The sequence below is a fragment of the Paraburkholderia franconis genome, assembly GCF_009362735.1.
GTDB lineage: Bacteria > Pseudomonadota > Gammaproteobacteria > Burkholderiales > Burkholderiaceae > Paraburkholderia > Paraburkholderia franconis.
The window spans coordinates 33,396-49,595 of the sequence record NZ_WHNP01000022.1; the positions used below are offsets into that span (position 1 = coordinate 33,396).

Here is a 16,200-nt window from a genome sequence, read left to right on the forward strand (position 1 = left end):
TCTCTGTCGCGGATTCGCCCCGCGCGCGGCCTCCAAAGCCGGCATCCTTTTCATTGTTCGCAAATCATGAATCTTCTTGCTTTCAAGCTCATCGTTACGCCGCTGTTGCTGTTGGCTGCATCTATGGCCGTTCGCCGCTGGGGCGAGGCGATCGGCGGCCTTCTGGTCGCACTGCCGCTCACATCGGGGCCGATCTCAGTTTTCCTGACGCTCGAGCATGGATCTGCCTTTGCCGCGCAGGCTACGGCGGGGTCGCTGGTCGCGACCGCTGCGCAAGCGGCGTTTTGCCTTGTCTATTGCAGACTGGCGGCCCAGGGATGGCCCGTGGCCCTCGCTGGCGCTTGCGCGACGTTCTCTATCGTCGCCGGTCTTTTACAGCACATCGCGCTACCGGAAACGGGCCTCTTTCTTGTCGCCGTCCTGGCCGCCATGCTTGCGCTCAGCGTCATCCCCAACACGACAGCAAAAGCGGGCAGGCTCGATGCGCCGTGGTGGGATTTGCCGACACGTATGGCGCTCATTGCCGGCCTCGTCGTCAGCGTGACGTTGACCGCGCCTTACGTCGGACCGGAAGCGAGCGGCGTGCTCGCGTCGTTCCCGTTCATGGGGATCATTCTTGCCGTTTTCAGTCATCGCATGATCGGCCACGCAGCCGCGCAGCAAGTGTTGCGCGGCATGGTGGCGGGACTTCTCGCCTTTGCCGCGTTTTTCTATGTGCTAGGCCTGACGTTGACGCGGTTCAATCTGCTTGCCGCTTACGGTGGAGCGATTGTCTGCACGCTCGCGATACAAGCCGTCTCGTTGTACCGGATGCGCGTTCCCGCCACCGTGTCCGCGGAGTCAGCGCGAGTGCGATGAATTAGCAATGTCCGTTTCGCGTTCGAGCAGCTTGACCCGCTGGCTGATGTTGGCGCGCGTCATGCCGGGCTTGCACGCGGCGGCGCTGAGGCTGCGCGACTCGACGATCTCGACGAGCAAGCCGATCAGGCTGAGGTCCATGGCGCGTCACATGACGCGTCAAGCAATCCATCAATCGATCCGGACTGGACAGGCGCGACCCATCTCAGAGGAACGGCGAAATGTTCGCGATCGCGCGCGTTACGTATGTCTCCTTCTCTCCCACTGGCGCAACGTAGTGAATCGCGCTGCGTGCAGCCTCGACGCTCTCCAGACGCGCGATGAACCACGCCGCCAGATACTGCGACGACAGACAGCCGCCCGCCGTCGCGACGTTTCCCCTCGCCACGAACGGCTGGTTCAGCACCGCTACACCCGCTTCTTCGACCCACGGTCTGGTGGTCAGATCCGTGCAGGCCGGCACGCCGTTCAACAGGCCCAGCTTCGCGAGTATTAATGTGCCCGAGCATTGCGCGCCTAGTAGCTGGCGCGTCGGATCGAGCTTCAATTGCGACATCAACGCGGCATCGCCGACAACGTCACGGGTCTGTATTCCGCTGCCGACCAGCACCGCGTCGGCCTCGCATGCGTCCTTCAGCGACGCTTGCGCCTCCAGCACCACGCCGTTCATCGAACGCACCTTCGCGGACGGAGTCGCGATCGACACCCGCCATCCCGGCGTCCTGACCCGGTTGAGGATGCCGAATGCGATCAGCGAGTCGAGTTCATTGAAGCCTTCAAACGTCAGTATGGCGATGTGCATGGCGTCCTCGTGTGGGTGGAGACGTTGTATCACTTCATGGTAAGGACGATAACCAATACAATCAAATAATTGTCATGGATACATTGCGGCATGCCTCAGCCTCGCTACAAAGAACTGGTCGACCGCCTCGCGGCCGACATCCGTGCAGGCCGCCTGCGTCCGGGGACACGTCTGCCGACGCACCGCGACCTCGCTGCTCGCGAAGGTCTGGCGCTGGTCACGGCCACGCGTGTCTACGCGGAGCTGCAAGCAATGGGTCTGGCGAGCGGCGAAGCTGGGCGCGGCACATTCGTCAAGGAGCCTCTTCCACGCGGCGAAGGCATTGACCTGCCTGCGTGGAGCGCGGACGTAGTCGACCTGAGCTTCAACTATCCGTCTGCGCCGGGCCAGACCGATCTTCTCAGGGCAGCGCTGCGTCAGCTTGCGGCCTCGGGCGATCTGGAGTCCCTGCTTCGATATCAGCCGCACGGCGGGCGCGAGCACGAGCGGACGACGGTCGCGCGTCACCTGGACAGCCGGGGAGTGCCAGCAACCGTCGACACCACGTTGCTCGTGAGCGGCGCGCAGCACGGGCTGACGACGACTGCCATGGCGCTACTCGAACCCGGCGACGTGGTGGCCGTCGATGCGCTGACTTATCCGGGATTCAAGCTGGCCGCCGAGGCCAATCGTCTGGAACTCGCGTCAATCCCGGCCGCCGGGCGCGGACCCGATCTGGACGCACTGGCGGCCCTGTGCAAGCGACGGCGAGTACGCGCCGTCTACGCGATGCCGACGCTGCACAATCCGCTCGGCTGGGTGATGAGCGCAACGCGACGTCGGGAGCTTGTCGCTCTCGTTCGACACCACGGACTGATCCTCATCGAAGACGCCGCCTACGCGTTCCTGGCCGAAGGCGCGCCGCCTCCGTTGGCATCGCTTGCTCCGGAGACGACGGTGTATGTGTCGAGTCTGTCGAAGAGTGTCGCGACGGGTCTGCGTGTCGGTTTCGTCTGTGCACCGCGCGAATGGATTGCCAGGCTCGAACGGACGATCAGGGCGACGACCTGGAACACGCCGGCGACCATGACGGCCATTGCGTGCGGCTGGATGGAGGACGGCACGGTGGACCGGCTCGAAGCCGGGAAGCGGCAGGATGCCACGATACGTCAAAGCCTCGCCGCCGAAGTTCTGAACCGGCTCAAGCGGATCAGTCATCCCGCGTCGTACTTCGTCTGGCTTCCTCTGCCGCAGGAGGTTCGCGCGGACACGATTGCGATGGCGTTGATGCGCGAGCGCGTTTCGGTGTCGACGGCCCAGCCGTTTTCGACGTCGGCTCACGTGCCTCACGCCATCCGGTTGGCGCTCGGCTCCGTCGACCTCGACACACTCAGGCGGTCTCTGGAAACCGTGGCGCGGGTCATCGCGGACCATACCTATTGATCGCGACTCGCGACGCCGCGCTCCAGTTCGCCGACGAAGCGACCAATGTCAGCTGTTGCCGTCGTGCCGCGCGATGGAATTGACGATCCGGACCGTGTATCCGAGCGTGCGTCATGTGCCGCTCAAACACAATTGATCGAGCGGTCGAATACCACATACCTCGCCTGCAAGGCCGCAATGAATTCCTTCACCGCATCTTCACAGCCGACTCGCTCGTTGTCGCTCCCCGTTCATGTGAAGCCTTGAATCTTCCAGTTTGTCCCGCAGGACCACTGGGCATCATCGACTATCGCCACTACCCGGCAGTTCGCGCATCTGACTTTGGTTCGGAGAAAGTTGTTGATGATTCTCAGCAACTCGCTTCGACCGATGGCAAATTGCACCATGCGTCTTCCCCGGTGATTGTCGCAAGAATGCTAGCACGGCCACCGAGGTGCTTCGCCGGAAGGGAGAGGCGACAATCAATGGCCATTGACTTCCGATGCAGCGGACACGTCCCCTGATTCGAAAGCGTTGGGCGTATCATTTCGCAGGAGACATCGAACGCCACACGGTATGCGTGGCGTCTCAACGTGGCGCCGCGCAATCTTCCCTGACAGGAGAACGCGATCGCAAGAACAGAAAATGGCAGTCAGGTTCAACGGGAACGCCAGGAGCAGCCGATGCACGTGATAGAACGGGTGCCCACCACGTGCCCACCACTCTTCCTCGCGACGAAGGTCCGTCCGCCGCGCCTGCCCGCCGGCTTGATCGACCGGCCGCGGCTCGTCGCGCTGGCCGACAAGGCAGAATGCAAGCGGCTCACGGTCATCAAGGCGCCTGCGGGGTTCGGCAAGACATCGCTGGCGCTCACGTGGCTCAACCGGCTGACGGCGAGCGGCGCTTTCATCGCCTGGCTTTCGCTCGATATCGACGACGACGAGCCCGCGCGCTTCTTCCATCATCTCGCGCAGTCATTGCGCAACGCGTGTAGCGGCGTCGGCGCATCCGCGATCAGTCTGACGACCGAGGCGTCGCTGCTGCCCACACAGTCGATCGTATCGACGCTGATCAATGAACTGGTCGAGGTCGACGACGAGGTGTATCTCTTCATCGACGACTATCACGCGATCAGCCTGCCCACGATTCACGATGCGATGTCGTACTTCATCGCGAATATCCCGTCGAACACACATGTCGTGCTCTGCACGCGCACCGATCCTCCGCTGCCGCTCGCGCAACTGCGCGCGAAGAACGATCTGCTCGAAGTCGATGCCGCCGCCTTGCGCTTCAACTTCGACGAAACGCGCAGCTTTGTCGAACGCGAATGCCCCGGCGGCCTGCACGCGGCCAGCGTCAAGTCGCTGTTCGCGCGCACGGGAGGCTGGGCGGCCGCACTGCGCATTTCCGCCTCGGTACTTTCGCGTGACGAAGGCAGGTTCGCTCAGGACGTGAGCCCGCTATCCGGCGCTTCGCGGCCGTTCGCGGCATATCTCGAAGACATGCTCAAGCGCCTGCCGGCCGACATGGTCGGCTTCATGCTGCGCACGTCGATACTCGATCGCCTGTGCGCGCCGCTGTGCGAAGCCGTCACGGGCATTGCCGCCGAGCACGGCATGCTGGACACGATCTCCGCACGCCAGTTGCTGCTCGAACCGCTCGACATCGAAGGACATTGGTTTCGCTATCACCATCTGATGAGCGAGTACCTGCTGCGTCGGCTCGAAATCCAGCATCGCGAAGAACTGGCCGACCTGCACCGCCGCGCATGCCAGTGGTACGCCGAACAGAAGCAATGGACGGACGCGGTCAAGCATGCGATAGCCGCGGGCGACATGGAACACGCCGTCTCCCTCGTGGGCCACTGCGCACGGACGCTCGTCGCGAAGGGCGACCTGCTCACGCTGCTCGGCTGGCAGCGCCAGTTCCCGGCGCATCTGATGCGCGGGCAGATCAAGGTCACGCTCGCGATTGCATGGGGCATGGCGCTCGCGATGCGTTTCGACGAAGCGCTGACGATGCTCGACGACATCGAGCGCGACGCAAGCGCAGTCACGGACGAGACCGCAGAAAAGATCGGCTGGGAATGCCGGGCGATCCGCTCGGTGATCGCCGGTTTGCAGGATGATGCGCCGCGCGCACTCGGGATCGCGCAACGCTGTCTCGAGCATCCGCCCATTGACAGCTGGACCACCAACGTCGCATCCAACGTCGTGCGCTTCGGGCACTGGAAAGCTGGCAACCTCGGCGCGCTGTATGCAACGCCGTGGATTCCCAGTTCCATCGACGAAGACCACCGCAACGTGTTCGCGTCCGTCTACCGGCTGTGCCTGCTCGGTCACGCGGAGATGCAGCAGATGCACTTCGTGCTCGCGGAACGCTACTTCACCGAGTCGATCCAGCTCGCCGAGCGACATTCGGGCCCGAAGTCCATTGCTGCCGCGCTATGCACGCCGATGATCGCGCAGATCTGGTATGAGCAGGGGCGGCTCGACGAAGCCGAAGCAATGCTCGTCGACCTGATGCCCGTCATCGACCTGGCCGTTCTGCTCGACAGCACGTTCTTCGCGTATCGGGTGCTGGTGCGCGTCGCCATCTCGCGCGCCGACTTCGAGCAGGCTTATGCGCTGCTCGATCACGCGCAGGCACTCGGCTATACACGGCGTTGGGACCGGATGATCGCGGGCGTCCACGCAGAGCGTGCACGGCTCTATCTCAGGGAAGGCAGGGTCACGGAAGCGTCGGCATGTGTCGCCCAGCTGGATCAGCTGGTGGACACGCGCGCCGCCGCTTCGAAACCGGCGTCACCGGAGATCGAAACATTCCGCGCGGTTGCGGTGGCGTCGCTGGCAATGGCGCAGCACCGGACAGACGAAGCCGTCGAGTCGCTCAAGTCCGCGTTGCGAAGCGTCGAAAGCCGGCACAACGACTATCTCGCGTTGCGCCTGCGCACTGTGCTCGCGCTCGTCTGGCAGCGTGCGAACGAAGAGGCGCGCGCAGTCGAGATCTTTCGCGACGTGCTGAATGCCAATCACGAAATCTATCGCTCGATTCTCGACCAGGGGCCGGAAATCGGGCTGCTGCTGCGAGCAGCGCGCGACGACACGCGCGCCGCATCAATGACGAAGGACACCATCGCCTATATCGACCGTCTGCTGGATGGCTCGCGGACGCTGTACGAGCCCGGCGCGACGCCGGACCGCGACACCGGACGCGAGCCGTTGAGCACGCGGGAACGCAGCATCGTCGAGCTGATCGCGCGAGGGCAATCGAACAAGGAAATCGCGCGCACGCTCGGGATCGCGCCTGAGACTGTCAAGACGCACGTGAAGAACATCTTCGTGAAGCTCGATGTCGACAAGCGGGCGCAAGCCGTTGCGCGCGCGCAGGCATTGGGACTGGTTGCGGCTGGCTGAAACAACGCGATGAAACAACGCGTCTCATCGCGCGACGCCGGGTGTGGCCGCGTGAATCAGCACACCCATCATGCCGCCGACAAACGCCGTTGATCCGCACGTACTGCAAGTCGCGACCGATTTCGGCTTCGATCTTCCGGCTCACTTCACCTGCGTTCCAGCTTTTGCGACGTGTCAGGCGAACTGCTCGCGCAACCACTTCTTGTTCGTCTTGCCCACACTCGTCTTCTGCAGCACGTCGACGAACTTGACGATCTGCGGAACCGCGTACTTCGAGATCTGCCCTGTCTTGCTGAAGCCCATCACGTGCTGCCGGATGTCGTCTTCGGTGACCACCGCGTCCTGCCTGAGCACCACGAGCGCAACGGGACGCTCGCCCCATTTGTCGTCCTTGATGCCGATCACCGCGACTTCCGAGACGTCCGGATGCAGTGAAATCAGGCTCTCGATTTCGAGCGAAGAAATCCACTCGCCGCCCGACTTGATGACGTCCTTGATGCGATCGGTGATCTGGACGTTGCCGGAGGTGTCGATGTTCGCGATGTCCTGCGTATGCAGATAGCCGCCCGCCCACAGTTGCGCAGACGCTTCCGGATTGTTCAGATAGCCCTGCGTCAGCCACGGCGCGCGCACGACGATTTCGCCGTATGCGTTGCCGTCATGCGCGACATCTTCCATCTGTTCGTTGACGATGCGCAGCTCGACGAGCGGCACGGGATAACCGGTCTTGCAGCGCAGGCGCACTTCTTCATCGAGATCGAGCGGTTCCGTGTGCGGCTGGAGTTGTGCAAGGCTCAGCACGGGGCATGTCTCCGACATGCCATAGCCCGTGAATACATCGATGCCGCGATCGAGCGCGGCGCGCGCGAGACCGTGCGGCAGCGCGCCGCCACCGATCACGACCTTCCATTTGCTCAGGTCCACATGCTTCGCTTCGTCACACGAAAGCAGCATGTGCAGGATCGTGCTGACGCAGTGCGAAAACGTGACGCCTTCGTCGCGCACCAGTTGCACGAGACGCTCGGGCACGTAACGGCCCGGATAGACCTGCTTCACGCCCAGCACTGTCGCGATATAGGGCATGCCCCACGCGTGCACATGGAACATCGGCGTGAGCGGCATGTAGACATCGCCGCGATGAAAGCGCTGACCCGATACCGGGCTCGACAGCGCGGCCATCAGCGTGATCGTGTGCAGGACCAGTTGACGATGCGAGAAGTAAACACCCTTCGGCAAGCCCGTCGTTCCCGTCGTGTAGAACGTCGTCGCGCGGGTGTTCTCGTCGAAGTCGGGAAAGTCGTAGCTCGTTGCGCCCGCCGCGAGCATCGCCTCGTATTCCGTCGCGAACGGGATGGCGTGCGCGCACGCGTCGCTGCCCGGTTCGTCGATCCATACGAACGTGCGGACCGTGTGAAGCTGATCCTTGATTGCTTCGACGACAGGCAGGAAATCGCTGTGAACGAACAGCACTTCTGCGCCCGCGTGGTTGATCGTATAGGCGATCTCCGCTTGCGACAGCCGCACATTGACCGTCTGAAGCACGGCGCCCATCATCGGAACCGCGAAGTATGACTCCAGATAGCGATGACTGTCCCAGTCCATCACGGCCACCGTCGTGCCGTGGCGCACGCCCAGTTGATGCAGACCGTTGGCGAGCCGTGCGATGCGTTCGCGCATCGTCGTGTAGGTCATCCGCAAATCGCCGCGGTAGACGATTTCCTGGTCGGGCGCCTGAACGAACGGCGTGTGCAACAGATGCTTGATCAGCAGCGGATAGGCGTAAGGGGATGGCGTCGAATCGCGCCCGGCGTCCTGCATCGATGTCTCCTGAAATCGGGTGATGAGTCGGGTAGGCACAGGTCCGTCGATGCGTGTCGCGCCTGGTGCATCCCGAGTGAGACCATCATCGAATTGTCCGGAGGGAAGCAACATCCCCTGAACGGGGGAGCCACAGGACGAGGCAGCCTGGGGAAAATGCGGCTTGAGAATGCATGCAGCGGGGTCTTGCCGGATCGCGAGACGGGGCGGCGCAGCAGCAGGCAGGCCGGCGCCCGCTGCGATGGCGCTGCAAACGCGGTGTCAGGAGCGAAGGCGGGACTGCCGCTCGTCATGCACGCCGACATGCTGCCCGTGCAGTGGGTGAAACTGCTGCTGAATCTGAACAATTCAATCAACGCATTGGCAAACCGGCCGTTGAAGGAAGAGCTTGCGCAACCCGCGTATCGCCGCTGCCTCGGGATGGCGCAGTCAGAAGCGCTCGCACTGCTCGCGCGGGCCGGCATTCGTCCGGCCCGCTCGACGCCCGTCCCGCCCGCGTGGATGCCGCATTTCCTCGGCCTGCCCGATGCACGGTTCGCGCGTCTCGGTCGCGCGATGCTGACCATCGATCCGCTGGCGCGCTCGTCGATGTCCGACGACCTCGAGGCGGGACGCGCAACGGAAGTCGACTGGATCAACGGTGAAGTCGTGAAGCTCGCGCGCCGTCTCGGGCTCAATGCGCCCGTCAACAAACTGCTTTGCGAACTCGCGCACGACGCCGAGCGAAGCAAAGTGCGTCCTTCGTGGACGGGCGACCCGCTGTTGTCCGAACTGCGCGCTGCATCGAGCGGCGCTTTGACAAAAACCCAGCTCTTGCCTGCGTAGCGGGTAGCGCTTTCATCGACTCACATGGCGCTCATGACGGACACGTCCGAAGCAATGCGGACAAACCTGTGGTTCAGCTCTTTGCCGCTTGCAATGCAAGAGGCGCTCATGCGCCGGTGCGAGCCGATGACGCTACACGCCGGCGAGTATGCGTTCCGCTGCGGCGATGCGCCCAACGGATTCTTCGGCCTCGAACGCGGCAGGCTGAAGGCCTGCACGCTTCGCGAAGACGGCAAGGAAGCGATCCTCGCCGTCATCGAGGCCGGCAACTGGTTTGGGCAAACCAGCATGGCCGCCCGACACCCGCGCCTGCGCGATGTCGTCGCGCTCGAGCGATCCAGCGTATTCGTCGTCCGGACACGGGCCTTCGACGAGTTGATGAAGAATCAGGCCTTCTTCCACGCGATCGCCGGGTTGCAGTCGATCCATATGAACTGGCTTTATCGCATGGTCGAAGATGCGACGCTGCATTCGACGCGTGCGCGCATTGCCCGCCGGCTGCTACTGCTCGCGTCGGGCGACGTGACCATGCTGTCGCAGAGTCGCCCGGATGTCGAGGTCTCGCAGGACACGCTTGCGATGATGCTCGGCATCACGCGCCAGACACTCTCGCTGGAACTCAAGGCGATGGCCGAGAAAGGAGCGATCGCTCTCCGGTATGGTCGAATCGAAATTTGCTCGAAAGACGTGCTGTCCTCTTTTCAGGAATGACAACGATCGCTCCCGCCCGCGTTCCACTAGCCTAGAACATATGACGCAACCCGGCCATGATGCCCAGTTGCGTCGTACCGAACGCGGAGCTCAAGCCATTGATGCCCTGGAACTGCGCACCGACCATTCCGCCGCGATAAAGCGAGTAGTCGACTTCGAGATAAGTATCCGTGCGTTTCGACCAGTTGTAGTCCGCAAGCAACTGGAATTGCGTCGAGTTCCCATCGGCGGACTGTGTCTTTCCGGTCTGGATCGTGCGCCACACGTTAGCCGAAAGATGCGTTGCATCGCCTACCTGCTGCGTGACTCCGCCAAAGAACATTTTGCGGGAACTGAACGTGTTGAACTTCAGCGCGGTCAGTTCCGGCTGGCTAAATGGTCCATTGGGGAAATTGCCGACGAAGCCATTGTCCTGCCGGTTCACCGCCCAGCCGGCCATCAGCGTGGTATTGCCGAATGAATATGAACCGCCCGCCGTCCACGATTTGAGGTGCGCCGACGAGTTGACCGCGTCGCGCGAATCAAGGTATGCAGCACCAAGGCGCAACGGCTCGCCAGGCAAATAGAGAAGCGACGCGCCAATCTGACTACCCGCACCGAACGCGCCTGCATTGCCGCCAAACGCATACGACACCTCGGCTGTCAGGTATTGCCATCGCGCGGCGTACTTGACCATGTTGCTGGTCCATACGCCCTGCGCCATCATGACTTCCGGACGAAACTGATAGAAGGTCGGCAACCATGGATTAGTCACGAAGGCGCTCAGTACCGCATCAGAAAGCGGATTGAGCTGACGACCCATCGTCAACTTGCCATAGCTGCTGGATTGCAGGCCAACGAGAGCCGTATTGAAGAAGGGATAGGCCGGATCGATTACACCGGAGTTCGGGAAGAAGCGATCCTCGAGCTGGAACACGACCTTCGTGCCGCCGCCAAGATCTTCCGTTCCCTTGAATCCGAAAGTACTCTCTGTCGCTCCGCCGTTAGCGAGTCGAATGGCTGAATCGCCATTCAGGTTGGCGTGAGTCGTGTAGCGAATGCCAGTATCGACAACGCCATAGAAAGTCACCAGTGATTGCGCACTCGCTGGGACGGCGTAAAGCGTGGCTGTCGATATGACGCCCGCCAATATGCCGCCTCTCCGGGCGGTTTTGCAGAACACTCTCCTTACCTTCATCATGCTGCGTCTCCAACCATTATGATTATGTTGTACTGCGTAATATATGTTCGAATTCGACGGCAATTTCATCGCAATCGGGACTGGCTGCAATCAGGGCTTCGCGCCACACCCATACGTTGCCCGGAAAAAATCGCGGCAACTGCCAGAAAATTTACAATTGGCGGCGGGCGCTTCCTGAGACGCCGAATGAGATCGGGTGATCACCGGCTTTAGGCCGTCACTTGGCCGCAATGGAGAATCTTGCGGGCCGCTTCTAAAATCGGTGTAAAGACAAGGCAATGCTGTCTCTCGAAGGCCGCATCTCCGATGAAGTGCGGATGGCGCTCACGCCAGCCTCAGCCGAACCGGTCGGGCAACTGAGAGAAACGTTCGCGGTGCTGCAGGACCTGCGAGCCGAGCTCGCAGTCGCCGTGCAGTAGCGTCGATCGACATCGCGCTGCGCGCGCCGGAACACGATGCGCAAGTTGCGCAAACCGCTAGCTGACACACATCGGCGCAACGAACTTCCACGTCCGCAGATACTTTTTCTCGCCTCAGGCATCATAGGTAGCGTTTCCTCGAACGCAGCATGCTGCGCACTGGAGGCCGGATGAAAGGTAGACGCATATTCGTTGCAGGCGCGACCATCGTCGTTCTTGCGCTCGTGACTGCATACGGTGGCCGCGCCGCGCATGCGTGGCAATCCCGCCTGGAACCCGTGTCGATGCCCTCGGCGCCCGCCGGCGATGCGGCGGCCGTCGCGAGCGGCGCGAAGCTCGCGGCAATCGGCGACTGCATCGGCTGCCACACCGCGCCCGATGGTCAACCGTTCGCAGGCGGACTGCCATTGCAAACGCCGTATGGCGTCATCTATTCGACCAACATCACACCCGACAAGGACACGGGCATCGGCCTCTGGTCACTCGACGCATTTACGCGCGCGATGCGGCACGGCATTTCGCGCGATGGCCATCTGCTCTATCCCGCGTTTCCGTATCCGCACTTCACGCGCATGAGCGACCCGGACATCGCATCGCTCTATGCGTGGTTGATGAGCCGCGAACCCGTCAACGCACGCACGCCGAAAAACGAGTTGCAGTTTCCGCTCGGATTCAGGCCGATCATGGCCGCGTGGAACCTGCTGTATCTGCATCCCGGTCCCGACGAACCATCGTCCGGCACTGCCGATCCGGAAGTCGCGCGCGGGCGCTATCTCGTCGACAGTGTCGGCCACTGCGGCGCATGCCACACGCCCCTCAACGGCCTGGGCGCGGAGCAGCGCGACAGCGCATTGCAAGGCGGCACGATAGAGGGCTGGGATGCGCCTGCGCTGACGAATCTCTCGACGCGCCCCAGGGCCTGGACCCAAGCGCAGCTCGTCGGCTACTTGCGCACGGGCTTCGCCAGCGAACACGGCGCGTCGGCCGGTCCGATGCGCCCCGTCACGCGCCTGCTCGCCGACGCTTCCGCAGAGGACGTTCAGGCGATCGCCGCTTATCTGATCGCGTTGCAGCCGAATGCGCGCGCTGCGCCAGGCGATGCGCCCGCTTCTTCGATGAATTCCCCTTCTTCCATCTCGCACGTCAGCGTTGCGGCCCAGCCTGGAAACGGCGCGAGCCTGTTCGTCGCGGCCTGCGCATCGTGCCACGGCGACAGCGCGCCGATATCGGGCGGTTCGGGTCATCCGTCGCTGTCGCTGGGCACGGCCGTCAATGCCGACAGCCCGCGCAATATGGTCCGTATCATCCTCGATGGGATCGACTGGGACGACACCGCCTCAGCGCAGTTCATGCCGCCGTTCGCAAGCACCTTCACCGATGCGCAAATCGCCGATCTCGCGAACTACACGCGCACGCGCTTCACCGCACGCGGCCAATGGCCCTCGCTCGATGCCGACGCGGTCGCCCGTCTTCGAAAGGAAAGCCCACAACGATGATCACGCTCAACGTCAATGGAGTCAGTCACACACTCGATGTCGATCCGTCCACGCCGCTGCTCTATGTGCTGCGCAACCAGTTGCAGCTGAACGGCGCGAAGTTCGGCTGCGGACTCGGCCAATGCGGCGCGTGCACGGTCAGCGTCGGCGGCGCAGCCGTATTCTCGTGCCTGATGCCCGTCGTGGCCGTCGGCGAACGGCCGGTGCGCACCGTCGAAGGGCTCGGCACGGCGGAGCATCCAGGACGGCTGCAACAAGCCTTCATCGATCAGCAAGCCGCCCAATGCGGCTACTGCATCGCGGGCATGATCATGCGCGCGCAGACGCTGCTCGACCGAACGCCGCATCCGACCGACGAACAGATTCGCCGCCACATGCAGCCCAATCTGTGCCGCTGCGGCACGCATATGCGGATACTCGCCGCGATCCGCGAAGTGGCGGCGCCTCCATCGCAGGCGGACGACGGAGCGAAGTCATGAGCAACGATCACCGCTATTCGACCGCTTCCGATGGCGCGCCAAGCGATGCGGGACGGCGCCGCTTCCTCGTCGGTGGCTCGCTGATGGTGAGTTTCGCGATCGTGCCCGGCGCGGCCGCGCTCGCGCAGACCACGACGGAAGCGGGAACCTTCAACGCAAGTGCCCCGAAGCTGCCCGGCAGCCTCAAGACCACGCCGTTGCTCGATGCGTGGATCAAGATCGATCCCGACGGCCGCGTGAGCGCATGCACGGGCAAGGCGGAGCTCGGTACGGGCGTTCGCACGGCCCTGTTGCAGCTCGCCGCGGAAGAACTGGACCTGTCGCCGGATGCGATCGACCTGATCACCGCCGATACCGGCGCGACGCCGAACGAGGGCTATACGGCAGGCAGCCACACCATGGCGGACAGCGGCACCGCGATCCTCAACGCGGCGGCTCAAGTGCGCGCGCTGCTCGTCGCGAGCGCGGCCTCGCAGCTGGGTGTCGACGCATCGATACTCACGACGCGCGATGGCGCGATCGTCGCGGCGGATGGGCGCCGCATCACGTATGGCGAAGCCGTCCGCCATGCGAACCTGCATCGGAACGCGCAGCCCGATGCGCCGAAGAAAGCGCCCGCGCATTACGCGGTGATCGGCCGCACGCTGCCGCGCGTGGATATTCCCGGCAAGGTGTCGGGTGGATCGAGCTATGTGCAGGACCTGCGTCTGCCCGGGATGCTGCATGCACGTGTCGTCAGGCCGCCGGCTTATGGCGCGACGCTCGCTTCCGTCGATACCGCGCGCGTCGAAGCGCTGCCCGGCGTCGTCAAGGTCGTGCGCAACGGCAGCTATCTCGCCGTGGCCGCCGATGACGAATGGCGCGCGATCGTCGCGATGCGCGAGCTGATGCTCGCCGCGCAATGGCAAGCCGGGCCGCCTCTGCCCGATCCCGCGAAGATTCACGACGTGCTGATGAGCCTGCCGGCGCAAGAGATCGCCGTGGCCGAACAACACGCTTCCGCCGCCGCGCCGGCGACGACGCTGCGAGCCCGCTATTCGAAGCCCTATCTGACGCACGGCTCGATCGGGCCATCGTGTGCCGTCGCCCATCTGGACAACGGCATGATGACGGTGTGGACCCACACGCAGGGCGTCTATCCGCTGCGCGCGGGCCTCGCCGAACTGCTCTCGATGCCGCGCGACAAGGTGCGCTGCGTGCATGTCGAAGGCTCGGGTTGTTATGGCCATAACGGCGCCGACGACGTCGCCGCGGACGCAGCGCTGATCGCGCGCGAGCTGCCCGGACGTCCCGTTCGCGTTCAGTTGATGCGCGAGCAGGAACACACGTGGGAGCCTTTCGGCCCCGCGATGATCGTCGATGCGAGCGCATCGCTCGACGCCGGTGGCTCGATCGTCGACTGGCGTTACGAGCTGTGGAGCAACACGCACAACAACCGCATCGAGAATGCGGGTCGTCTGCTGGCTGCGCAACTGCTCGAACATCCGTTCACACCCGCGCCGCCCAAGCCGATTCCGATGCCCGAAGGCGGCGGCGATCGCAACAGCATTCCGCTTTACCGTGCGCCGAACCTGCATGTGCAGCATCACTTTCTGCCCGACATGCCGATACGCGTGTCCGCGATGCGCTCGCTCGGCGCGCACATGAACGTATTCGCGATCGAGAGTTTCATCGACGAACTCGCCAGCGCGGCGCACGCCGATCCCGTCGCGTTTCGCGTCAGGCATCTCGACGATCCGCGCGCACTCGATGTCATTCGGGCGACGGCCAAACAATTCGACTGGCAACCGCGCGCGGCACGCATCGAGAAAACGGGCACGAGTCCGCGCGGCACCGGCTTCGCGTTCGCTCAATACAAGAACCTGATGGCATACCTTGCGATCGCGATGGAAGTGACCGTCATGCGCGATACCGGCGAGGTTCGCATCGAGCGCGTGGTAACAGCTGTCGATTGCGGACAGATCGTCAATCCGGATGGCGTGCGCAATCAGATCGAAGGCGGCATCCTGCAGACGAGCAGCTGGACACTGTTCGAAGAGACGCGTTTCGACAACCAGCGCATCACGAGCGCCGACTGGAGCACGTATCCGATCATGCGATTTTTATCGGTGCCGAAGCGCGTCGAGGTCGTGTTGATCGATCGTCCGGGCTTGCCTTTTCTCGGCGTGGGAGAAGCGGCGCAAGGTCCGGCCGCTGCGGCGCTTGCGAATGCGATCTGCGATGCGACGGGCGTGAGAATGCGCGAGTTGCCGTTGCTTGCAGCGCAATCGAAGAACGCACTGAAAGCGTAGCATGTGGGTTTGCAATCAGCCCCGGCGTCCCGGATTGCGCTCGTCGAGCAGGCCATCGCGCCGGTCGAGCAGATAGCGCGCACGTTCGATGCCCGCGCGAAGTGCTTCGGCGCGAGTCGCCCAAAACGGGACCGCGCTTTCTGGCGCGTCGAGTTCCACTTGTTGTCCGTCGCGTTCGACATCGATCGCAGGTAGCCAGTTCTCACCGTCCTGGCTCGTCGCGCCGACCGTCACCGTATAGCCGTGGTACTCATAGCATGCGCCGTCGGCCGAGGTCATGGATGGGTTCATGAGTCGTCACCTCATTTGAAACGGGAGCCTGCTTTCGGCGAGCAAGCGGTGTGCCCCTCGCAAAAGTGTCGCGACACTAAGGGTTTGTTAAGAAAACATCGCGTAGCCTGTCGCCTTGCGCTGCTGGCAGCTCGCCGATTTGCGCATTGGTTCGACAAGCAGTCGACGATAGCAACCGGCGAATCCTGTAATTTCAACCACCGTGCCCTAACT

General features: G+C 63.1%; 13 protein-coding genes and 1 pseudogene. 9 read left to right on the forward strand and 5 right to left on the reverse strand.

The genetic code is table 11. The features are described from left to right. Positions 1–66 precede the first annotated feature (66 nt). Positions 67–858, forward strand: a complete 792-nt coding sequence (locus GCT13_RS22980; RefSeq protein ID WP_152761943.1) for a hypothetical protein — start codon at positions 67–69, stop codon at positions 856–858. Here GCT13_RS22980 and GCT13_RS22985 read toward each other — a convergent pair. After that, positions 841–999, reverse strand: a complete 159-nt coding sequence (locus tag GCT13_RS22985; protein WP_227746958.1) for a LysR family transcriptional regulator — start codon at positions 997–999, stop codon at positions 841–843. The genes GCT13_RS22980 and GCT13_RS22985 overlap by 18 nt on opposite strands. Before the next feature lie 64 nt (positions 1,000–1,063). Continuing rightward, a complete protein-coding gene (locus GCT13_RS22990; protein WP_152761945.1) occupies positions 1,064–1,660 on the reverse strand; it encodes a DJ-1/PfpI family protein in 597 nt (198 codons plus the stop codon). 90 nt (positions 1,661–1,750) lie between these two features. Between GCT13_RS22990 and GCT13_RS22995 the strand changes: the two genes are divergently transcribed. Both GCT13_RS22995 and GCT13_RS23000 read left to right on the forward strand, forming a co-directional pair. Next, positions 1,751–3,082, forward strand: a complete 1,332-nt coding sequence (locus tag GCT13_RS22995; RefSeq protein ID WP_152761947.1) for an aminotransferase-like domain-containing protein — start codon at positions 1,751–1,753, stop codon at positions 3,080–3,082. Positions 3,083–3,744: 662 nt separating this feature from the next. After that, positions 3,745–6,477 carry a LuxR C-terminal-related transcriptional regulator gene (locus GCT13_RS23000; protein ID WP_152761949.1) on the forward strand — a complete coding sequence of 911 codons (2,733 nt, stop codon included), beginning with the start codon at positions 3,745–3,747 and terminating at the stop codon, positions 6,475–6,477. 174 nt (positions 6,478–6,651) lie between these two features. Here GCT13_RS23000 and GCT13_RS23010 read toward each other — a convergent pair whose 3' ends face one another. Further along, on the reverse strand, positions 6,652–8,295 hold the full coding sequence (locus GCT13_RS23010) for a fatty acid--CoA ligase (RefSeq protein ID WP_152761951.1): 1,644 nt from the start codon (positions 8,293–8,295) through the stop codon (positions 6,652–6,654). Between the two features lie 195 nt (positions 8,296–8,490). Here GCT13_RS23010 and GCT13_RS23015 point away from each other — a divergent pair. Next, positions 8,491–9,120 (forward strand): annotated as a pseudogene (locus GCT13_RS23015) (ketopantoate reductase C-terminal domain-containing protein); the annotation flags it as partial. A 126-nt stretch (positions 9,121–9,246) separates the two neighbouring features. After that, positions 9,247–9,831 carry a Crp/Fnr family transcriptional regulator gene (locus GCT13_RS23020; protein ID WP_227746959.1) on the forward strand — a complete coding sequence of 195 codons (585 nt, stop codon included), beginning with the start codon at positions 9,247–9,249 and terminating at the stop codon, positions 9,829–9,831. A 31-nt stretch (positions 9,832–9,862) separates the two neighbouring features. On the opposite strand, the gene GCT13_RS23025 is transcribed toward GCT13_RS23020, so the two are convergent. After that, complete coding sequence (locus GCT13_RS23025; protein ID WP_152761957.1) at positions 9,863–11,011, reverse strand: porin; 1,149 nt, start codon at positions 11,009–11,011, stop codon at positions 9,863–9,865. Positions 11,012–11,289: 278 nt separating this feature from the next. Here GCT13_RS23025 and GCT13_RS48510 point away from each other — a divergent pair, with 278 nt between their 5' ends. The 4 genes from GCT13_RS48510 (at position 11,290) to GCT13_RS23040 (ending at position 15,696) form a co-directional block, all read left to right on the forward strand. After that, positions 11,290–11,430: a hypothetical protein gene (locus tag GCT13_RS48510; RefSeq protein WP_193727737.1), complete on the forward strand. Its 141-nt coding sequence runs from the start codon at positions 11,290–11,292 to the stop codon at positions 11,428–11,430. A gap of 170 nt (positions 11,431–11,600) precedes the next feature. After that, on the forward strand, positions 11,601–12,926 hold the full coding sequence (locus GCT13_RS23030) for a c-type cytochrome (RefSeq protein WP_152761966.1): 1,326 nt from the start codon (positions 11,601–11,603) through the stop codon (positions 12,924–12,926). After that, a complete protein-coding gene (locus GCT13_RS23035) occupies positions 12,923–13,405 on the forward strand; it encodes a (2Fe-2S)-binding protein (RefSeq protein WP_152761968.1) in 483 nt (160 codons plus the stop codon). Before GCT13_RS23030 ends, GCT13_RS23035 begins: the two co-directional genes overlap by 4 nt. Continuing rightward, on the forward strand, positions 13,402–15,696 hold the full coding sequence (locus tag GCT13_RS23040) for a xanthine dehydrogenase family protein molybdopterin-binding subunit (RefSeq protein WP_227746960.1): 2,295 nt from the start codon (positions 13,402–13,404) through the stop codon (positions 15,694–15,696). Before GCT13_RS23035 ends, GCT13_RS23040 begins: the two co-directional genes overlap by 4 nt. Before the next feature lie 15 nt (positions 15,697–15,711). Here the strand turns inward: GCT13_RS23040 and GCT13_RS23045 are convergent, their stop codons facing one another. Beyond that, positions 15,712–15,987: a DUF6566 family protein gene (locus GCT13_RS23045; protein ID WP_152761970.1), complete on the reverse strand. Its 276-nt coding sequence runs from the start codon at positions 15,985–15,987 to the stop codon at positions 15,712–15,714. Between the last annotated feature and the right edge of the window lie 213 nt (positions 15,988–16,200).